The following is a 19,053-nucleotide window of genomic DNA, read 5'->3' on the forward strand; positions in this document are numbered from 1 at the left end:
GGTATAATCCTCCTGGGCAATAAATGAGCAGCATTGGCTACGTCCCCTATCTTTTAGGGGTTACTATTCTCTTGGTTAGACAACGTTGAACCCTTAGTCACCAAACCCCAAAGTGATCCCTTCGGCTTCATCCCAGCCCAACGTCAGCGAAGTGGTGCGCTGTTGCTCGCTCATACGGCTTAACAGTTGCTGGCTCAACACCGGCAAGATTTGCTGGTTCAGTAGGCTATCGATATTGCGCGCGCCAGTGTCCGGCAGCAGGCAGGCGGCAACCAGCGTGTCGTACAGGCTTTCCTCAATGGTGCAGTGCAGGCCGTAATGTTTGTTCAGGCGTTTAGCGACCTGTGCCAGTTTCATCTCGACGATGGTACGCAACGCGGTGGCATCCAGTGGGCGGTAGATCAGGGTCTGGAAGCGGGCCAGCAAGGCGGGCTGGAAGTGGTCGCGCAGGATCGGGCGCAGCAGTTCATGCAGATCGCTATGGGTCGCTTCCGGTTGTTCATCCAGTAACTGCATCAGATGATCACTGCCCAGATTGGCGGTCATCAGGATCACGGTGTTACGAAAATCAATTTCGCGCCCTTCACCGTCGCGCATAAAGCCACGGTCAAATACCTGATAGAACAGGTTAATGACATCAGCGTGCGCTTTCTCAACTTCGTCAAGCAGCACCACGCTGTACGGGCGCTTGCGCACCGCCTCGGTCAGAATGCCGCCCTGACCGTAACCGACATAGCCCGGTGGCGAACCTTTCAACTGAGAAACGGTGTGCGCCTCCTGATATTCAGACATGTTGATGGTGATCAGCGATTTCTCGCCACCGAACAGTGTGTCGGCCAGTGCCAGCGCAGTCTCGGTTTTGCCCACCCCACTGGGGCCAACCAGCAGGAACACCCCCAGCGGGCCATTTTCGGACGTCAGGCCGGTTTTGGCGGCGCGCAGGCGTTGCGCCATCTCAACCAGCGCCGCATCCTGACCGACCACCCGGGTCGCGAGGTGGTTTTCCAGTTGCAATAAATCGGTCTGTTCGTCTTTCAGCAGGCTGCTCAACGGCACGCCTGTCCAGTCGGCGATAACCGTCGCCACCGTGCGCACATCAACATCCAGCGACAGCAGCGGCGCATTACCCTGAATCTGACTTAACTCTTCCTGCAACCTGGCCAGATGTGCCGCGTTGGCGATATCCTGACGCGCGTCGATAATCAGGGCGGTGAGGCGTTGCTCTGCTGCATATTGCTGTTCAAGCGTTTGCTGCCCAACCAGCAGTTCTGCGCGGCGTTGGTCAATCTCAGATAAGCGGGTTGAACCGATACTCGGCAGCAGGAGCAAATCCTGTTCGATGGCCTGTTGCTCCATCGCCAATGCAGCCAGTTCGGCGTTAATTTCCATCAGCGCGACCGGTAGCGTGTCGATGCTCATGCGCACGCGGGCACCGGCAGTATCGAGCAGGTCCACCGCTTTATCCGGCAGTTGGCGACCGGTCAGGAAGCGCCGCGACAGGGTAACCGCAGCGGTAATAGCAGAATCCAGAATATGCACGCCGTGGTGCTGGGCGTAGCGGCCCTTTAAGCCGCGCAGCATCAGGCTGGCTTTGGCGTCGTCCGGCTCGTCAACTTTCACCATCTGGAAGCGGCGTTCTAATGCGGCATCACGCTCAAAATACTGTTTGTACTCCGACCAGGTGGTGGCAGCGATGGTGCGCAACTCGCCACGCGCCAGTGCCGGTTTCAGCAGGTTGGCGGCATCTGCGCCACCGGCCTGATTACCGGCACCGATGATGGTGTGGGCTTCGTCGATAAACAGCAGCACTGGCGTCGGTGATTGTTGCACTGCTTCAATAACATTTTTCAGCCGCTGTTCGAACTCGCCTTTGACCCCAGCCCCGGCTTGCAACAGGCCCAAGTCCAGGGTGCGCAGGCTGACGGTTTTCAGGCTATCCGGCACGTTACCTTCGGCAATGCGCAGCGCCAGCCCTTCAACCAAGGCGGTTTTACCCACACCCGGTTCACCGACCAGAATCGGGTTGTTTTTACGGCGGCGCGACAGGATGTCGACCATCTGGCGGATCTCGGTATCGCGACCAAAAATCGGGTCAATCTGCCCGGTTTTCGCTTTAGCAGTCACATCGAGGGTAAATTTATCCAGCGCCGCTTGCAGGGCGTCATTGAGTTGCGGCTGGCCACTGGTAGAGGTAGTAGTCGCTGCCTCATTGGTCAGATTGACCGGGCTGTCTGCCAGTGCCGCAGCCTGCTGAACTTCAGGGCGCTCGTCGGATTGGCTGTCCAACAACGGTAGCAAGCGGTGTAACTGGGTGGTGCTCAGGCTGAGCAACGGCCAGGCGGCATCGGCGGCCAATAATGATGGCGAATTTATCAGAGCAGATAACAGATGAACCGAGCGCACCGCATCGGCATCTTCCTGCAACGAGGCATCCAGCCAGGCACTTTTGATCAGTTGCTGTAACGCAGCTGACAACTGGGGTTTGCCCTGCACCGTGCGCGGCAAAGTATCCAGATGGGCCAGCAACCCCTGCCACAGGCTGTCCATGTCCCACTCATAACGACGGGCAATCACCGTGATATCGCCTTCACCCTGTTCCAGCAGTTTCAACAACCAATGTTCAACGGTTATCTCGGCATGGGCACGGGTCTGACACAGGGTTGCAGCACCGGCCAGTGCCTGCGCGCAATAGGGATTTAACCGACGTAATAAGTGTGCTGAATGCGTTGTCATAAATTTTCTTCCTTGTATGCGAAACCTGATACGTTAGCCGGTTTCACTGGCGTTATTGTCGCCGTCAGTTTGAACACGGACAGCGCGCAAGGCCCGGAGCGTACACGCAGTACGTGATGGCCCGAGCACTGCCCAGGTGCAAAATGGCAAGTAAAATAGCCAGATGAAGCTGGCGGCGGGCACGCTACCGCCCATAGCCATAAACCAAGGCCCATAAGGTCATCTGATAAAATGTGTGTGCGTTTGGCTGAATACCGATACCCCGATACTGAGCTAAAAACACAAAAAGCAGACGGCGAACCGCCTGCTGCTGCGGGTTACCCTAAATAATTCGTGTTGCAGGCAGGCGGCAAATGAACGAATCCCTGGGAGCATAGATAACTATGTGACCCGAGTGAGCGAACGTAGCCAACGCACCTGCGGCGCGAAGAATGACGGGTAATTACGCGGTAGTACGCTCGTTCCAGGAATCGGAATGAATGATGTTGCCGTCTTTGTAAGTCCAGGTGATTTTTTCGTAACGCAGCTCAATGGCTTCGAGGTGATTGTGTTTCTCTTTGGCCGGATCCTTGATGTCGTGCATCTTCGGTGCCACTTTCACCAGCTTCACGTTCTCAAGCTTGGTATTGAAATACTCCACTTCCTGGCCCGCATCGTTAATGCGATACCATTTGAACTCAGCGGATTTCAGGGTCTGGCCGGTGGTTACCGCTTTGTACAGGTACGGGCTGGAAGAATCGATTTCCTTGGTGAACAGGAAAGGGGTATGGATACGGGTGCCGGTCAGCTTGCCCGTATTGTTGTCTGTCGGGATATACAGGTTATGTTCCTGCGCCACGATCTCAATGCTGCCTTCGCGATCTTTAACATCTACGGAACCTTTAATGTCCGCACCGCCATCATCTTTCAGCCACAGATATACTGGAATTGCCATGGGTTACTTCTCCATTTCTTGGGTTGATACGTCACTTTCATCCTGTGACGCTGTTTTTACGCCTGGCAGGCGACAGGCATCGGCCTGCGGTACCAGACTGATTTCGACACGGCGGTTGAGCGCACGGCCCGCTTCCGTATCGTTAGATTTCAGAGGACGACTCTGGCCATAACCCTGTACGGCAAAGCAGCTTTCCGGAATATCCCCGGTATCGCGCATCCAGTTGCGTACCGATTCCGCCCGCTTAAGCGATAGAGTCTGGTTGGACTTATCATCACCCGTGATATCGGTGTGACCCGCCACCACGATCAGCCAACCCGGTTTGGCTTTAATCCCGACCAGCGCATTGATAAGCACTTTGGTGGAGCCAGGCTTGAGCATTGATTGCCCCACGTCAAACAGTGACAGGCTATCCAGACGGAGGGTTTTGGGCCCCTGAATAATTTGATTAATCACCGGTGGTGGCGGTGGAGGAGACGCCCAGCTATTGATAGCAATGTAAAGCGGAGCCCGCAGTCGCAGCCCCTGATACAATCCCAGAGACAAACGCATGGGTGCACCGCGACGTAACCAGTCATCCAGCAGATATGCATCTGCCCGTAGTTGCTGTTGGGCCAGAGTTTTAGGGGTTGGAGGCGTGCCAGTGAGCCGGTTATACTGCGACAGATGATCACCAACGCTCTGGACCAGGCGCTGGTTATTGATGAAAGAGGCCAGCAGGGCAAACAGTAAAAATACCCCACACAGCACGCCAGCCATCTGCCAAACCTGCATCAGGCGGGAGACGCCGCGGCGGCGAGGCAGATAAGGTAGCAGCACTTCTGGCAACGGCAGGCACTCTTGCTCAGGGGTCGCCACCGGCATCAGCGTAGTGACTCCATTGATGTGTGTCTGCCACAAATTGTTCTGACGCCCCGCGACCGGTGTAAAACAGCAGCCCCATGCGCACAGGGTAAGTGCAGGGACATCTCCTTGCCGCTGTGTCAGGATGCTCAGGACATGTTCATCAAGCCAGGACAGAAGACTTTCCATCCAGAATACAGCGCTCAACCTTCCCTCACCGTTGCAGGACTCTTTAGGCTGGCTCCATTCAACCAGCGGTATGACGCCTGCCCCCGCCTCCTGAACCTGAATGCCTTTTAGCCCCGGAGTGACCGTGTACCAGCGTTCTGCCTGCGCTGATGAGGATACCGGCGGTGAAAGCCAGGTACTCAGCCAGACCGGCGGGATCCCCGCAAGCCATCCTTTGCACTGCACGATGGCCCGTTGCCAAGCACGCAGGGATTGTGAAAAATCATCCCGACTCTGATGTTGCTCCGGCACGATAGCCAGTAACACCGAGATCTGGGCAATCAGCGCCGGACGTTCCGCCGCCAGATGTTGTGCGAGTATCGGCAGTTGTTCTGGCAGTTGCACGACCAGATACCAACCTTGACGCGTTTCACAAAAAGATGCCGATGGGGAAAACAGGGCATCGCTGTCACCACAAACCAGTACCACCGCACCCTGAAAATCTTCAGGCGGCAGCGTTGAATCGGCAATGGATTGGTTAGCCACTTTATTACGGTTGTGCTTGCGCCACTGAAAATAGCCTACCGCACCACAGAGGATGACAACCAGCATGCTCAGTACCACACGGCTGCCTGTGCCCAGCGGCCAGAAACCCAGGATAAGCCACAGTGCCAGGCAGGCCCCCAGCAGCAGCAGGAGTAACTGTGTTAATCCGCGCATCCGCTAGTGCATCCCTGTCAATTGAGACACCATGTGCGTCAGTCGGGTGGACAATGTGAACCACAGAGCAACCAGTATGACGACGCCCGCTCCCCACGAAAACCAATAGGTTTTGCGTCCAGAGCGCAGACGCAATGAGCGCGAGACCACCGGCGTTTCCTGTGAAGAGGCAAACGGTGGCACCAGCAAACTCAGCTTACGCACCACATCTTCTCTGCGCTCGTCACCCTGTTCGCGGTAACGACCGGCAAATCCCAAGGTTAGCGCACGGTAAAAGCAGGTCAGCACCGCCGTATCCGGTGCCGGCTCCTGCAACACCGCGCGGATCCGCTCCCACAGCTCTTCACCCGCATTCAAAGTATTAAAGTAGCGGGCCTGCAGCGGATCTTTCAGCCATTTGGTATAGCCACTGTCCTGTTTCTGACGGTTCAGGACGCTTTCATCCAGTAACGCACACTGGGTGTACAGCATATGGTCGCAGCTGATTTCGCTGAAACCGGCACGCGACAATGTCGCGCGCGCGTTGTCAATCCACTCACAGGCACGGCGATACAAAGCTTCTCCGTCCTCAACTTCCTGACCGTTACGCAACTGGCTGACCATCAGCCAGCAGGGATAAAAGACCGCATCAACCACCGACGTATTAATTTTGCTCATGAGCGTAGCACCGCAAACAGTTCGAGTTTGACATCACCCAGCGAACCCGGGGTGTAGAAAGCACAGTTCCCCGCATCCAGCATCGCCTGCGCTGCTGCCCCCTTGAGGTCAAGGGCAAAGTACTGATTTTCCAGACGCAGCGGGATAGCAGCCGGAACATGAGACAGCGGTTTCATCGCCACACCGTTCAACGCCACGTTGACCACATCTGACACATCCTCAACACTGCCAGCCTTACACAACAGCGGGAACTGGGTTTGCAACAGATGGTTGGGGATCGAAGAACGAACAGAGAGATAGAAATCAGCCCCTTCGCGCAGGCGGGCATCATGCAATGAACCGGTCCAGAATTGGCCCTCGTGAGCCAGTTCAATCGCCACCATACGGGACGGCAGGCTGGCTTCGAGCAGGGCATCAAGCAAGGTGAACAGCGGCGGGAAAACCTGCTCTGGCGCGTCATGCTGATACAGCGGAATGTCTTCGGCTTTATGCTCAAGGGAAAATGTCAGCAGGCTACCGGCGAGGCGGACCAGTTCGCGATAGAACAGTTCGGGATGGCGGGAAGGCGTCTGATACAACTCCATCAGTACCGGCTCGGCACTGTTTAACGCATTCAGCAACCAGAACAACGACACATCGGCCACCGCAAAATCGGCCATCCGTTCGTTACTTTCACGGCGCATGGCCATCAGGCGACGCCGACGCGCCTGTAGACGGTGGACTAAATCCCCCAGTTCAGTCAGCACCACCTGACTGGCCGCCAGCGACAACATCGGGGGGATAAAACTCTCATCCTGCATCCACTGCCCCTGGGCATTGCGCATCAAACGCACCACCGGACAGGTCAGATAAGCACTGTTTTCCTGATGAGCAAAACGCAGCGTGACCCCGTGGCGCATTATCGCCAGTTCAGTGCGCTCATGACCGGCAAGCTCCTGTACCGTGACCCATTCCTGCTGCCAGCGGCGAGGGCGCGCGCTGTCCTGACCATCATCCAGATTGCCACCATTGGCCGACAGCAACGGTAATGCCAGTACCACATCGACCACATCACGGTCTGATACCGCAGACAAATCACAGGCGGGAGGCAGGTTATCCGCCCGTTCAGAATCAATCAGCGTGCCATCAGGGAAGCGAACCACCAGTCGCAGCGCATTCAGGCGGGAAAGCGCCAACGACCCACGGTCAAATGCCGCATCAATGACACCCCATGGGGATGCCAATGTCATATGTGCCACGCTGTCTGCTACATAGGCGTCCCAGCGGGCCTGTTGCTGGAATTGTTGTGGGGCCAAAAAGGCCCCGTCGTTCCATAACGGACGATAAATCTTCATGGGTACTTCCTTGCGTACAATCATGCCCAAAGTCATTGGTGTTGCAGCTAGACGGCAACTGAACCAATCCCCCAGGAGTTGACTAACGTCAATGACTGGGGGAGAGAAAGCAGCCAACACGCTGCAACTTCAAGGACAAAGGACAATCAGGCTTTCGCCTTCGGCATCTGGGAAACCAATGACAGATTCACGTCCATACCTTCAACCTGGAAGTGCGGCACGGCATACAGCTTCACGCGGAAGAAACCGGGGTTGTCTTCGATATCTTCCACCGTGACTTTTGCATCACGCAGCGGATGGGAAGCCTGCAAGTCATCACCCGGATCAGTCATTTCCGTCACCAACCCACGGATCCAGTTATTCAGCTCCAGCTCCAACAGACGGCGGTCTTTGGTGGTGCCGATGTTCTCGCGCTGAATAAGCTTCAGGTAATGGGCAATGCGTGACAGCAAGAAGATGTATGGCAAGCGGGCATTAATACGGCTGTTGGCAGTGGCATCAGCGGTGTCATACAGCGCAGGCTTCTGGGCAGAGTTGGCCGAGAAGAAGCACGAGTAATCACGGTTTTTGTAGTACGACAGCGGAATAAAGCCCAGATTGGCAAACTCAAATTCGCGCGTTTCCGGGATCATCACTTCTGACGGGATTTTGACCTGATTACCGGTACCCAAATCGTACAGGTGAATAGGCAGGTTGGTCACCGCGCCACCGGCCTGCGGGCCACGGATCTGCACACACCAGCCGTTTTTGATGAAGCTTTTCACCATATTGGCGGCAAAGGCAAACGAGGCGTTGGTCCACAGATAACGGTCATGGTCCGGCCCTTTCACCTGCTCTACGTAGTTAAAGCTGCGTACCGGCACCGTGTCCGGGCCGTAAGGTAAGCGCCCCAGCACGCGCGGCATGGTCAGGCCGATATAGCGGGAATCATCTGAGTCGCGGAAGGCTTTCCACTTGATGTATTCGGCACGGTCAAAGTAGTTACCGATATCTTTGATGGCGGCCACTTCTTCCATGTTCTCTTTACCAAAGAACTCTGGACCCACTGAGCCAATAAACGGCATATGGGCTGCCGCGGCGACCTTGGAGATATTGCGCAATAGCGCGATATCTTGCGGGCTACGGTCGAACTCGTAGTTGGAGATAGCGGCGGCAATCGGTTCGCCACCGGGGGTGTCGTATTCCTGAATGTAAGTCTGGGTGTAGAGACCGCTTTGCACGATTTCAGGGGCGTCTTCAAAATCCTGCACCAGATGATCTTTACTGATATCCAGCAGTTCGATACGCACGTTTTGACGGAAATCGGTTTGATCGATAAGGGATTTCACGCCACGCCAGGTCGACTCCACCCGTTGGAAATCAGGGTGATGCATCACCGCATCCAACTGGCGACTGATTTGATCATCCAGCGCCGCAATGTGGCCATCCAGCAGGGTTTTATCCAGCTTTTCCACTTTTTTCGACGACTGCTTCAGCAGGTCTAAAAAGACACTGACGGCGGCAGTGACACGCTCATCAGTAGTGGCATCCGCCATGGTATCGTTGTTCTGGAAAGCATCCAGACCCGTCAATGAGGAGACTGGGCTCAGGTTGATTTTTTCAAATAAAGAGGCATAAACCCCCTGGGCTACGGGACGGTTTTTCTCTAATACGGTCGTCGCAGTACCCTGCGCACTGTTTTCCTGTACAGACATCAGCATGTTCCTTTTCTTCTTTCTACAAGCAGCCAATCCGGCGATTAACAGTCTTTGGGGGCCAATGCCGCCAGTTCAGCACGCAGCTCATCGCTCAATGCTTCGTCTTTGAGGATGTTTTCCAGCTCACGGCGGAAGGTGGCGTTGTCCAGCAAATTGGACTTGAGATCACGCAGCAGATTGCGCATTGCCAGCAAGGCACGCAGTTGTGGGATTTGACGGGCGACACTTTCCGGCTCGAAATCTTTCATGTCGTTGAAGGTCAGAGATACGGCGGTATCGGTATTATCCCCTGCCAAAGTATCAGGCACCGTTAATTTCAGGCTCGGTTGGAACTCGGCCAACACGCTGTTGAAATTATTTTTATTGATATTAAGCTTTTCACGTTCGGACAGCGGACGCTGTTCCTGACCGTTGCTGTAATCGCCCATCACCAGAAGTTTTAAAGGTAGTTCGACTTTCTTCTGGGCACCGCCGGTGTGGAGGTCTAATTTAATATTAATGCGTGCTTTAGGTATCTCATTTTGGAAGCTTGAAGAGGACATCGACTTTCCTTATTAAGGGAAGGAAACTTAAAAAGCCACCACTGAGAAAATGAATAGAAATAATCTACATTATCCGGCACAGCATTCACTGCCCACCGATTAACTCGGTGTGCATTAAAGTAAAAAAACACTTTAGTAGATATCCCTATCCATTCATCGGATGGCATGAAACAGTATCAGGCAGGTATTTTTCACACGCATTAGCATATCAATTAAATACCAGTGCGCGCAGTGTAGAAACGTTAGCCATCTAACACCAATGAGTTAAATGTAACAAAAAGTAACTATTTGCGTTTTAAAAAAAATGCAACATCACACTGATGTATAAGACATTTCTTGCACCAGAAAGATAACCCCCTACAAACAAAGGTATTAATAAACATCATAAAAACTAAACTGAGAGTTTATGGAGCTTATTGTAGGAATATGCCTACAAATATTTTTTCCAGAAATGTGATGTGTATTCGGGGTATTTTAGAACCAGGTAGGATAACAAGAGACTTATCTATTATTGCCGTAAATCAATTAACCTCTAATAACGTAAAAATGACTTATCGATGGGCAACGTCATTGTGTATTACAGTGAATCCACAAAGAGAGATGAGTAGCAAATTGATACGGATGAGCCCCCATTAACGTTGAGAAATACATTCGCCAACATGTAATGAGTACAAACAGAATATCCTGTTTGAGTATAGCCCTGTCTGCGCAGGGCTCACCTTTCCCCGTGTTAGCCCCCGTAAGAATACGGTCATAAAATGAGTCTGTGAAATCGATTATGCAGATCAATCAGTCGATATTGATCAGTTAATCTGATCAACTCAGTATAGTTATCATTCGCCACAGACAAGGTAAGTGATGTGTTTTTATGTGCAAGAGCTTCGTTCTCTTGCAGAAAAAGCCAATATCGGGTTTTTTACTGTCAAGTTTTAGGACTTAGGGGAAGTGATACACAATCCAGCGTGGAGTGATGCCAGTTGGCTGAATTAAAGAGTGCAGTGAGTATTGAAACGTTAATACAAAATGCGACCGATTTAGAACTGGCCGGATTCTAGCGCAGGGCTGCGACACAGTGGCTTGCTGTCATGGACCACTGCCCTGATGATACTGAATGGGAACAGATTGTTCGGCGACGTGAACAGTGTTTACTGAAATCACAGGGAACACCAGAAGAGCGGCGGCGAGCAGTCCGTAATCGTTACCGCAGTCAGGAGCGATATAAAAACCGGTATTAACCCTGATTATCCTGAACACACAATGACCTGATGTGCCGACCCGCACGCCATGCTGGAAGCAGGGCCGTAGGAGGGGTACCCTCCTGACGGAGGTTCTGATGCGATTGCCCGGCAATCAACAAGTACTGATCATCGGCATAAACTGCATTGCGCAGGAAAACATGACCTCGGCTTTACAGTAGTTTGCAGCACTGGCTGACAAGCCGCTGCTGGTGTATCGATCCCTGTTTTTTACCTCCCCATACACATCTTGACATTCGTTGCTTTATGCTCGAAGTAATTATTCCACTCTATCTGATGGCGATTATGAATAACTTGATACAACAATTACAATCCATGCTTGGACAGGTAACGAAAAAGAGTAACGAAGGCGGTTCTAGCCTGAGTAATATGTTAGTGCCCGGCGCCTTAGGCGGCCTTGCTGGCTTACTGGTTGGAAGTAAATCATCACGCAAATTGTTGAGCAAATACGGTACCAGTGCGTTACTTGCCGGTGGCGGCGCAGTACTCAGTACCGTGTTATGGAATAAATATAAAGATAGGATCCGTCAGAATCATCCAGATGGTTCACAGTATGGTCAGCAAACAGCACCTGTAGACCAGCGTGTGCAGCGATTGGTTATGGCACTGGTATTTGCTGCCAAAAGTGATGGGCACATTGATGCCAAAGAGCGACGCATTATTGAACAAAATATGCAGGAAGCGGGTATCGGTGAACAGGGCGAACGTCTGGTGCAACAAGCGATTGATAGACCGTTAGATCCTCAATTACTGGCCCGTGAAATACAAAATGAAGAAGAAGCGCTGGAGCTCTATTTTCTCAGTTGTGCCGTTATTGATGTGGACCATTTTATGGAGCGCAGCTACCTTGCCGCATTAGGTGACGCACTGAAAATCCCACAAGATGTACGAGATGGTATTGAACAAGATATTCAACAACAAAAGCAGGGCATTGCTGATTAATGTGTCATCAGATGGCCTTTTAGTTCTTTACCTGTAGGCCATTAGTTTTCACTCCTCCTTTCAGGCCGTACTGCTGCAAAAAACTTCCAGTGCTCAGTATGTCCATGAGATAGCCAGGCGACAGCACCGGCACATAACAAGTGTGCTCCGTCCCTGTAGCAACAGTATCAGTGTCTCTGTTCGCAGAACATGCAACCCGTCCCATTCAGTCAGGTCAATGCCATTGCCAGGTTATACCAACACAACAGCGTCAATGACCCCCTGAACCTTGGCGTTTGTTGCAGGTATGGCTGATGTGTACTGTTCCGTCGATGATAGTCGGTGACCAACTTAAAACGCAGCCAGGCACAGAACAACTTGCACAAAGCGCTTGCTCTACTGTCACCCAGAACATGTAGCGGGAAGGTATTGATGAATACCGACAATAAGGAACCTCTGACCATTGAAGTCAGAGGCAGGGATATTTATGTCATGTTATCGGAAGTGGGTGTGTAAAAATGATAAAAGTATTAAAAAGTATCGTCGGTTTTGGCTGCTAAGCGCGGGGCTTTTACTCTCATCAGTAACGCTTGCCCATGCAGAAGCACCGAAGCCACTCCGCAAGACCCGTACAAAACCTGTTTTTTATGCGCAGACACTTAACCATAAAAAGGAAGTGGAAATCTGCATTATCACCCCTGTCCGTATCTTACTCTTTTGGTAAGACCAGCACAAAAAGTAAAGAGATGAATATCACCGTTCCGATGGGTAATACCTCTTATGCGTATCAGAGTAATCAGATATTCACAGTCAGAAATGGTGATACCAGTTATCAGGTTTCAGTCGGAACAAACGATGACGGTAAGCCAGTCGCGTCACTTTACGTTTATAAAGGCCCCCCAAAAACCGGAAAAGTGCTGGCAGAGATAAAACTCGCCCCCCATACGGTGGTGAATAGCATCAGCCACGCATTGGCGGATGACGGTATTGCTGAATCAGACAGTCTTTAACTATACAGGCTGAGGTTAATCTGGGAACACACTTCCGGCAGGTTATCTACCATATCTATGGGCAATGATTCTGGTTCCTAGACGAGAGAAAGTACTTGGTGATGTCGATGCAACAAATTACGACCGTCACGCAGGCTACACGCTAACATATCTGGCTGATCGCCTGTAAATCAGATACCTCAACGTCCTTCTATATATCAAGATATTAAGTTGATTGTCCCTCTCACCGTTGCCTCTCTAGAGGCAACGGTTTTTTTATATTTCAAGGAGAGAGAACCGACATTATTAGACTTACCTGTTCTGTGGATCCGAACAAAGACAGGTCATCGTTCACAATGGCGTTAATCCACCATTGTAATATTATTTAAATTATCCACTCCGGACACTTTCTTTAAAATAGTAAGATATTCATTTTTGTTATCATACAACCAGTGCAGTATTTCATTATTACTGAGTAGTTTGATAATATGTGACCTTATAATGACCATTTTTAGATTATTCTCAGCATACTCATCTTGGATGTTTTCGGTTTCAATTTGTATTGCTGCCATTTCCTTTTCTAATCTGGCAAGGGTTTTTCCAATATCTTTATTATCTGACTCCTTGTTACTTTTATTGATTAAATGCTCAGGAGCAATAGCATGAAGCATTGACAAGGCGAATTTTTGGGTGAAGTTATTGATATTTATCATCGTTGTCACCATTTCTATTTGTTTGTAAGGTTTAAGTTTTCGCAATATTCTAAAGATCGATTGTGAAACACTTTTCTCCGCCAAAAGTGCCATAACCTCCTTGGCTATACCATCAGATATCCTCAACTTTGAATTGAGCGTCACTGATGATGTCCCCAGAACAGCACTCAACTTTTCTATTGATACGCCTGAATCGATGGCTTTTTGAAGCATTTTTTGTTCTTGGATGATGGTTAATCGGTTAACTCTTTTGTTATAAGAATAGGTATCTTCAACGGGTGATATTAGGCAGTGAACAAACTCAATATCGAGATCTTTCAATGCTTCAATACGAAGATGTCCATCTAAAATCTTCTTAGAGTCATCATCTGTGATAAAAATAATCACTGGTTCTATTAAACCAACTTCTGATATTGACGTAAGTATTTGCTTATACTTTATACTGGATTTCACATTGATTGGCAGTGACTTAGAATGCACAAGGCTTGCTATCGTGAATGTTTGAAACTGCTGATTAAAACATTGCTTAATCATAATTTTTATCCCTATTAAAATTTTTATCAAGCAGAGCCTCAGGCATATTGGTGATATTGTTATTCCGCAATACTGAACAGAAGTCATCATCTTCTATTAATTGCTTGAATATCTCCTTGACGGCCAGTATGGTCTCATTGACGTAGTTAGATTTAACAAGGATATCTTTATGTTCATTGACATTTTTCTGATATATTTTTGATAATTCTTCTGGACTCAACTTTTTCTGAGGACGACCATTTGTATATGTATTATTAATAGCACCTTTGCTTCCTTCTTTTCGTCTGTCAAGAATACGTTTGATGCGGTTTATTTGATTTCCTTTTATCTGTCCGTTGAGAAGAGCTTCAGTAAGTGACTTTTGGGTTTCATTATCGTCAGCTCTTGATATTTCTACGGCCAGATATAATGGGATATAACCTGATTCAAATGCAATGAGCAGTTTTTTTTCCCCTCTTTCAATGAGATTCATGACACCATGAACCCAACTGGTTGTATAACCTAGCCGATACCCGATTTCTTTGTCTGTCAGACCCTGCATTTTTAATTGTCTTACACAGCCAAGAAGCTCTCCTGCTCTCGGTTTTCTACGAGCTATATTTTCAGCCAGACTCATTAAATGTCCTGTTTCTTCATCGACATTTTTAACTATTGCTGGGATCATGGTTTCTTTATACTCTTGATACGCTTCCAGTCGACCTTGCCCGCAAATCAGTGCATATTCAAAGTGATCATGAACCATCCTTCTCACCGTGATGGGCCGTTTAAGGCCAATCTGGTTAATGTTTTCTTTTATTTCATTATGAGTAAACACATCCCGGTCTCTTGGATTACTAACCATGATTTTGCATATGTCTATCATTTCTACTTTTTCAGTGGTCATCGTTTTATTTTCTCTATAAATGTTGTTCTTCTCACTAAATGGTAAAATGGATTAAGTGTATTAAAATTATACAATTCGAGACCGAATGTATTTTTCTCTTTTAAACTTAAATGGTTATAAACCGCATCAATTGAAGGGAAAATATAATAGTCAATAGGGGACTTATTTAAGCTATCCATACGAATAGCAATACTGATATCTGGAACTGACAAATGATTAAACCTGATTTTCCATCTTAAGCTATTCCCTGATAACCGCTGGCACCGAGCAAGATTGACAGATAAAGTGAATTCATCATTGATATTTAAAATCCCTTCTGTGGGCGAATCACTAACCCACCCATTAGATTTATAAATATTTTCAATAATAGTCTCGATTACAGAAGAATGAACTCCCTTCAGAACTTTATTGGTTTCCAGGTAGGTATAGTCCTGCCTTGGGTTGTATCCGATAAGGCTATATACTCGTAGCAAGCTACCAAATCGGGAACGATAAGTACTACTTGATGGCAACAACTCCTCCTCGTCTATTATAATCCCTGACAAACGCCCTCTTTTAATCAAAAGAATACTCAGTTTCTCCAATAATTCATCATCAGTAAAAATTACCATTCTTGATGCTATAATTTCTTGCGCAAGATTAAATTTATCAATACTGATGATAGGTTCATATGCTCCATTGAACCTTACCCATTCATCTTCGGGGTTATTGACATGCCGTTGTTTCAGTTTAAACGAGGTTTTGTTATAGATACTGTTACCGATATATTTTTCATTCGTGAGTATTTGGTGTATTTTCCCTCGGGTCCATTTATTTCCATTTTCAGCAAAAACGTTAGTTCGGTTTAATTCTGTAGCAATAACAATTTCAGGTTTCCCTTCAAGGTTAAACATATCGAATATTTTATTGACAATGTTAATCTCCTCCAAAGGTCCTGGAGAGAGAATAATACGATCAGTCTGGATACTTTTTCTCTGGCCGAATTCAAGTATTCCTTTTGGTACATGGTGCTCATCAATCAATAAGCGCCGTAACCCATAACCTGCCACTCCTCCTTGATGGTAGCCTCTTTTAATTAAATTAACCTGCCCCAGGAATACTTTTTCAGAAAGGTTTCGACTATAACTTGCTGCCCCATGTCGCGAAAATGACAACCCGAGCATAAACATTTCAGGATGCTCCTCTGAAAATGGCTCTGCACAATAGATAATTTTCACGCCATTTTTACGAAGTAAGTGTGAGTAATGCCCAGCTTCATCCGCATCCTGGAAACGTCCAAATCGACTCACATCGTAAACAAGAATAGCTGAAATGGTTATTTTCTTATTAATAACATCATCGAGTAATGCCTTTAATCCTGGTCTTCCTGAGATGTTCAGCCCACTTTTACCAGCATCATTATAAGTATGAATGATCGTGATATTATTTCTCAGTGAATATTCTCTTATATATTCAGATTGATTATCAAGAGAGTACTTCTGATGCTCCGTAGACATTCTTACATATTCTGCGGCCAAAACTCTTTTAATACTTTCCTGTGGGGATGATGGAACCATTTTTAACCTCAACTTGTTCATGAATTAAAATGGTTGATCGATTTGAATTTTCTTTAAAGCTTTATTTGTTAGAAACAAAATCAACATTGAGAGTTATCAATAAACAGTAAATTAAGACACTACAAATACGATAATTTTCAAACTATACATTCAATTAGATGTCTATATTACTGCTGTTTCAACATTTAAATCCTCATGGAAAATTGAATTATCATTGTAATATCTAATCATTATTAATTAAACTTCAAAAACCAGTGAAATACATTAAGTAATGAGAGTCACAGACTCAACCGAAACAATAAACTCTCTAAGTATTAGTTAAGACAAAAGAATGTATATATTTACTCTATAAATGATTAAATGATTAAATGATTAAATGATTAAATGATTAAATGATTAAATGATTAAATGATTAAATGATTAAATGATTAAATGATTAAATAAAGTTAATTTAACTTTATTTAAAGAGCTATATTACTTTAGTGAAATAACAATGGTGCTATTTAATATACCTCATCAATCTTTGTGTCATAAACCACCGAGATTATTTATCAAAAGATCTCTATGACTCGTTTAGCCTCCCGCTTTGGCCAGGTGAACTCGGTTCGCCGTGACCGCCCCCTGACCCAAGATGAGTTAGCCTACTATGTCCCTAGCGTAGCATCGGCAGAAGTGGGAGTACCCCATTGCCAGCTCCCCGGCCTGAGCCTTGTACTCCATCCACAGCAGTTGCCGCGTCACGCCAGACTTTCTCATCTCGGTGTCGAAGTGAAGCAGATCCGGCATCACCCGCCCTGACAGCAGCGTGCTTTTTGCCGGGAATATCAACTTTTCAAGGGCGTCATGTGATATCGCTTCAGGTAAGGGCCATGGCAGTGACGTTGCATTAAAGCGTGATAGAAGTTAATGAACTGATTTTCAGCGTCAGCCCGATGCAACGGTTGGTCAGCTTCTTGTCGAACTTGAACTGAAGGATCTTAAAACAGGTTTCCATGGGACTCCTGGCTTTTCTCTTTTTGGGCATCGATTCCTCCATTGGCGTAAAAATCAGCAATGGAGACCGTGCAAGAAAGAGTTAATTCCCGGAGTGATCGGAAAGATGCCAAACCGTGATCGATTTAGACGCCATTTTGCAATCGATATCAACCGCTTCCTTCCTATTTATCTGGGCACCAATAAATTAGCCGTGTGTTAGCAGGAATATGGCGAGTTCCCAGATGATGACGATGTGTTTCATCCACTGCGTAGTGCACTGGAGGCCTCATTTCAATCAGAGACCATATCCAGTAACATTTTCGATCAAGTACTCACTACAGATATTCCCCCTCAAATCTTAATATCAAGGTAATATTTATCGATTCGGCCAACAGATAATTGGCCTATAAGTCATTACATTGATTATTTTCCCTGTCCCATTTTGATTATCTCTTGTCCTGATAAAAAACAATCATACGGTGTTACTGCATAGAGCAGCCGAATGCGATAGTTATCACTACTCTGTGCTGACAACTGGCTAGCAGTAAACTCAGCCACGCTTAATTTTTTTCCCTTCTCGGCCGGGTTTGCAATATCTGCTGCTTTTTTCATCGGACTCATATGGTCAGGGGCTGAACCGTTAAAATCGGTAAATATTTGCACAGCCTGCTGTTGTGCTACTGTGCCCTCTGGACAGAGGGCCGCATAAGTATTACCTACACCCATAAAAACCATCGCTATACACCCTGCTATTTTTTTCTTCATTTTTATTTCCTTATCACGATGTGGTGACATTCCCTGTATTCATGTTGTAAAACACAATATGGGGACAGGTTACTGTGTTTCTGAGCAATACCGAAAACTGGTATTTATTACGTGTTTCATAGAAACACACTTTTGATATCGGTTCTGGCCCGTTTTGCATTCCGATATTTTTTGCATACACCTTATTAGAGTAATTATTGGCATAGGCTGATGTAAGGGGCAGGCACAACAAGGCACTAATAAGCAGAGTATTTATTCTCATACGGGTAATCCTGCAAGATTGGAGGCGGCAATAAATCCGACCATCCAGCCAATAAACTGTGGACCTATCGCCCAAAAAATACGGGCACCGATAACCTGTTGCGTGGTACCCAAAACCACATCAGGCCTTAACCATAGCCGCAATAAATTGCCAATGAAAATACCTAACGCGGGTACCAGGACAAAGGCCAGGACCGCTCCTGATGTATGTAAAAATCCCTGAATACGTGGGTCAAAATATGCTGCCAATATCCCTACCAGGCTTGACAGCGTTATACACATTGCAAGTGGCACAGCCTCTTCTCCTTTCATCCTCGAGTTCTAAGCGCCAGGTACAGATATCACCCCAGGCACGAAACATTACCGATGCATTGCAATGCATCTATCGTATTGATTTAAAATAACTATTAATAAATTAAAACAGCTTATTTTTTTTCAAAATAAGGTTTCGAACGAGTGTATCGACAGTGAGGAATGAAAGATAATTGGTAATACAGATCAATTTTCGTTTATTGATCTGTTTAACCGATCGATACACCGCAACAAAGGCATATGCGGCTCTACGGGTCACA

At 47.7% G+C, this 19,053-nt stretch carries 15 protein-coding genes and 3 pseudogenes; 5 read left to right on the top strand and 13 right to left on the bottom strand.

Going from position 1 to position 19,053, the window contains the following annotated elements; all coding sequences use genetic code 11:
* Positions 1-93 precede the first annotated feature (93 nt).
* The 7 genes from tssH to tssB form a co-directional block, all read right to left on the bottom strand.
* Complete coding sequence (tssH, locus tag HRD69_RS01230) at positions 94-2,733, bottom strand: type VI secretion system ATPase TssH (protein ID WP_172984588.1); 2,640 nt, start codon at positions 2,731-2,733, stop codon at positions 94-96.
* Positions 2,734-3,175: 442 nt separating this feature from the next.
* Complete coding sequence (gene hcp / locus HRD69_RS01235) at positions 3,176-3,667, bottom strand: type VI secretion system effector Hcp (protein WP_004711812.1); 492 nt, start codon at positions 3,665-3,667, stop codon at positions 3,176-3,178.
* Between the two features lie 3 nt (positions 3,668-3,670).
* Positions 3,671-5,398 (bottom strand): OmpA family protein, encoded by a 1,728-nt coding sequence (locus tag HRD69_RS01240; protein WP_004877020.1) that lies wholly within the window; start codon positions 5,396-5,398, stop codon positions 3,671-3,673.
* 3 nt (positions 5,399-5,401) lie between these two features.
* Complete coding sequence (gene tssL, locus HRD69_RS01245) at positions 5,402-6,055, bottom strand: type VI secretion system protein TssL, short form (RefSeq protein WP_004877018.1); 654 nt, start codon at positions 6,053-6,055, stop codon at positions 5,402-5,404.
* Positions 6,052-7,389 (bottom strand): type VI secretion system baseplate subunit TssK, encoded by a 1,338-nt coding sequence (gene tssK / locus HRD69_RS01250; protein WP_050115944.1) that lies wholly within the window; start codon positions 7,387-7,389, stop codon positions 6,052-6,054. The genes tssL and tssK overlap by 4 nt, the downstream gene beginning before the upstream one ends.
* A 146-nt stretch (positions 7,390-7,535) precedes the next feature.
* Positions 7,536-9,089: a type VI secretion system contractile sheath large subunit gene (tssC, locus tag HRD69_RS01255; protein ID WP_004876065.1), complete on the bottom strand. Its 1,554-nt coding sequence runs from the start codon at positions 9,087-9,089 to the stop codon at positions 7,536-7,538.
* Positions 9,090-9,127: 38 nt separating this feature from the next.
* Positions 9,128-9,628 carry a type VI secretion system contractile sheath small subunit gene (gene tssB / locus HRD69_RS01260; RefSeq protein WP_004876064.1) on the bottom strand — a complete coding sequence of 167 codons (501 nt, stop codon included), beginning with the start codon at positions 9,626-9,628 and terminating at the stop codon, positions 9,128-9,130.
* 1,085 nt (positions 9,629-10,713) lie between these two features.
* Here tssB and HRD69_RS01265 point away from each other — a divergent pair.
* The 4 genes and pseudogenes from HRD69_RS01265 to HRD69_RS01275 all read left to right on the top strand — a co-directional run bounded on the left by HRD69_RS01265 (position 10,714) and on the right by HRD69_RS01275 (position 12,815).
* A complete protein-coding gene (locus HRD69_RS01265; protein ID WP_004876063.1) occupies positions 10,714-10,863 on the top strand; it encodes a hypothetical protein in 150 nt (49 codons plus the stop codon).
* Between the two features lie 306 nt (positions 10,864-11,169).
* Entirely contained in the window at positions 11,170-11,826 is a 657-nt protein-coding gene (locus tag HRD69_RS01270) for a tellurite resistance TerB family protein (protein WP_032815021.1), read from the top strand.
* Positions 11,827-12,089: 263 nt separating this feature from the next.
* Positions 12,090-12,321, top strand: a pseudogene (locus HRD69_RS20760) (hypothetical protein); the annotation flags it as partial.
* 230 nt (positions 12,322-12,551) lie between these two features.
* Positions 12,552-12,815 carry a hypothetical protein gene (locus HRD69_RS01275; protein WP_004876061.1) on the top strand — a complete coding sequence of 88 codons (264 nt, stop codon included), beginning with the start codon at positions 12,552-12,554 and terminating at the stop codon, positions 12,813-12,815.
* Between the two features lie 341 nt (positions 12,816-13,156).
* Here the strand turns inward: HRD69_RS01275 and HRD69_RS01280 are convergent, their stop codons facing one another.
* The 3 genes from HRD69_RS01280 to HRD69_RS01290 are packed head-to-tail and all read right to left on the bottom strand — an operon-like array spanning position 13,157 to position 16,480.
* Complete coding sequence (locus tag HRD69_RS01280; RefSeq protein ID WP_032815013.1) at positions 13,157-14,041, bottom strand: ParB/RepB/Spo0J family partition protein; 885 nt, start codon at positions 14,039-14,041, stop codon at positions 13,157-13,159.
* Entirely contained in the window at positions 14,034-14,924 is an 891-nt protein-coding gene (locus tag HRD69_RS01285; RefSeq protein WP_032815012.1) for a ParB/RepB/Spo0J family partition protein, read from the bottom strand. The genes HRD69_RS01280 and HRD69_RS01285 overlap by 8 nt, the downstream gene beginning before the upstream one ends.
* On the bottom strand, positions 14,921-16,480 hold the full coding sequence (locus HRD69_RS01290) for a recombinase family protein (protein WP_032815020.1): 1,560 nt from the start codon (positions 16,478-16,480) through the stop codon (positions 14,921-14,923). The genes HRD69_RS01285 and HRD69_RS01290 overlap by 4 nt, the downstream gene beginning before the upstream one ends.
* Before the next feature lie 564 nt (positions 16,481-17,044).
* On the opposite strand from HRD69_RS01290, the pseudogene HRD69_RS01295 reads away from it, so the two are divergent.
* Positions 17,045-17,152: pseudogene (locus HRD69_RS01295) on the top strand (DUF932 domain-containing protein); the annotation flags it as partial.
* Here HRD69_RS01295 and HRD69_RS01300 read toward each other — a convergent pair.
* The 3 genes and pseudogenes from HRD69_RS01300 to HRD69_RS01310 all read right to left on the bottom strand — a co-directional run.
* Positions 17,132-17,474 (bottom strand): annotated as a pseudogene (locus tag HRD69_RS01300) (IS21 family transposase); the annotation flags it as partial. The pseudogenes HRD69_RS01295 and HRD69_RS01300 sit on opposite strands and share 21 nt — an antisense overlap.
* Before the next feature lie 404 nt (positions 17,475-17,878).
* The gene (locus tag HRD69_RS01305) at positions 17,879-18,220 is read right to left on the bottom strand and encodes a hypothetical protein (protein WP_032815011.1); all 342 of its coding nucleotides are present in this window, start codon (positions 18,218-18,220) and stop codon (positions 17,879-17,881) included.
* Between the two features lie 258 nt (positions 18,221-18,478).
* Complete coding sequence (locus HRD69_RS01310; protein WP_050078958.1) at positions 18,479-18,793, bottom strand: hypothetical protein; 315 nt, start codon at positions 18,791-18,793, stop codon at positions 18,479-18,481.
* Positions 18,794-19,053: the final 260 nt, after the last annotated feature.

The organism is Yersinia mollaretii ATCC 43969 (assembly GCF_013282725.1).
Taxonomy (GTDB): Bacteria; Pseudomonadota; Gammaproteobacteria; order Enterobacterales; family Enterobacteriaceae; genus Yersinia; species Yersinia mollaretii.

Excerpts from the sequence above, each read along its gene's own strand:
- tssH (WP_172984588.1), bottom strand. The coding sequence starts at position 2,733 with ATGACAACGCATTCAGCACACTTATTACGTCGGTTAAATCCCTATTGC.
- hcp (WP_004711812.1), bottom strand. The coding sequence starts at position 3,667 with ATGGCAATTCCAGTATATCTGTGGCTGAAAGATGATGGCGGTGCGGAC.
- HRD69_RS01240 (WP_004877020.1), bottom strand. The coding sequence starts at position 5,398 with ATGCGCGGATTAACACAGTTACTCCTGCTGCTGCTGGGGGCCTGCCTG.
- tssL (WP_004877018.1), bottom strand. The coding sequence starts at position 6,055 with ATGAGCAAAATTAATACGTCGGTGGTTGATGCGGTCTTTTATCCCTGC.
- tssK (WP_050115944.1), bottom strand. The coding sequence starts at position 7,389 with ATGAAGATTTATCGTCCGTTATGGAACGACGGGGCCTTTTTGGCCCCA.
- tssC (WP_004876065.1), bottom strand. The coding sequence starts at position 9,089 with ATGCTGATGTCTGTACAGGAAAACAGTGCGCAGGGTACTGCGACGACC.
- tssB (WP_004876064.1), bottom strand. The coding sequence starts at position 9,628 with ATGTCCTCTTCAAGCTTCCAAAATGAGATACCTAAAGCACGCATTAAT.
- HRD69_RS01265 (WP_004876063.1), top strand. The coding sequence starts at position 10,714 with ATGGACCACTGCCCTGATGATACTGAATGGGAACAGATTGTTCGGCGA.
- HRD69_RS01270 (WP_032815021.1), top strand. The coding sequence starts at position 11,170 with ATGAATAACTTGATACAACAATTACAATCCATGCTTGGACAGGTAACG.
- HRD69_RS01275 (WP_004876061.1), top strand. The coding sequence starts at position 12,552 with ATGAATATCACCGTTCCGATGGGTAATACCTCTTATGCGTATCAGAGT.
- HRD69_RS01280 (WP_032815013.1), bottom strand. The coding sequence starts at position 14,041 with ATGATTAAGCAATGTTTTAATCAGCAGTTTCAAACATTCACGATAGCA.
- HRD69_RS01285 (WP_032815012.1), bottom strand. The coding sequence starts at position 14,924 with ATGACCACTGAAAAAGTAGAAATGATAGACATATGCAAAATCATGGTT.
- HRD69_RS01290 (WP_032815020.1), bottom strand. The coding sequence starts at position 16,480 with ATGGTTCCATCATCCCCACAGGAAAGTATTAAAAGAGTTTTGGCCGCA.
- HRD69_RS01305 (WP_032815011.1), bottom strand. The coding sequence starts at position 18,220 with ATGAAGAAAAAAATAGCAGGGTGTATAGCGATGGTTTTTATGGGTGTA.
- HRD69_RS01310 (WP_050078958.1), bottom strand. The coding sequence starts at position 18,793 with ATGAAAGGAGAAGAGGCTGTGCCACTTGCAATGTGTATAACGCTGTCA.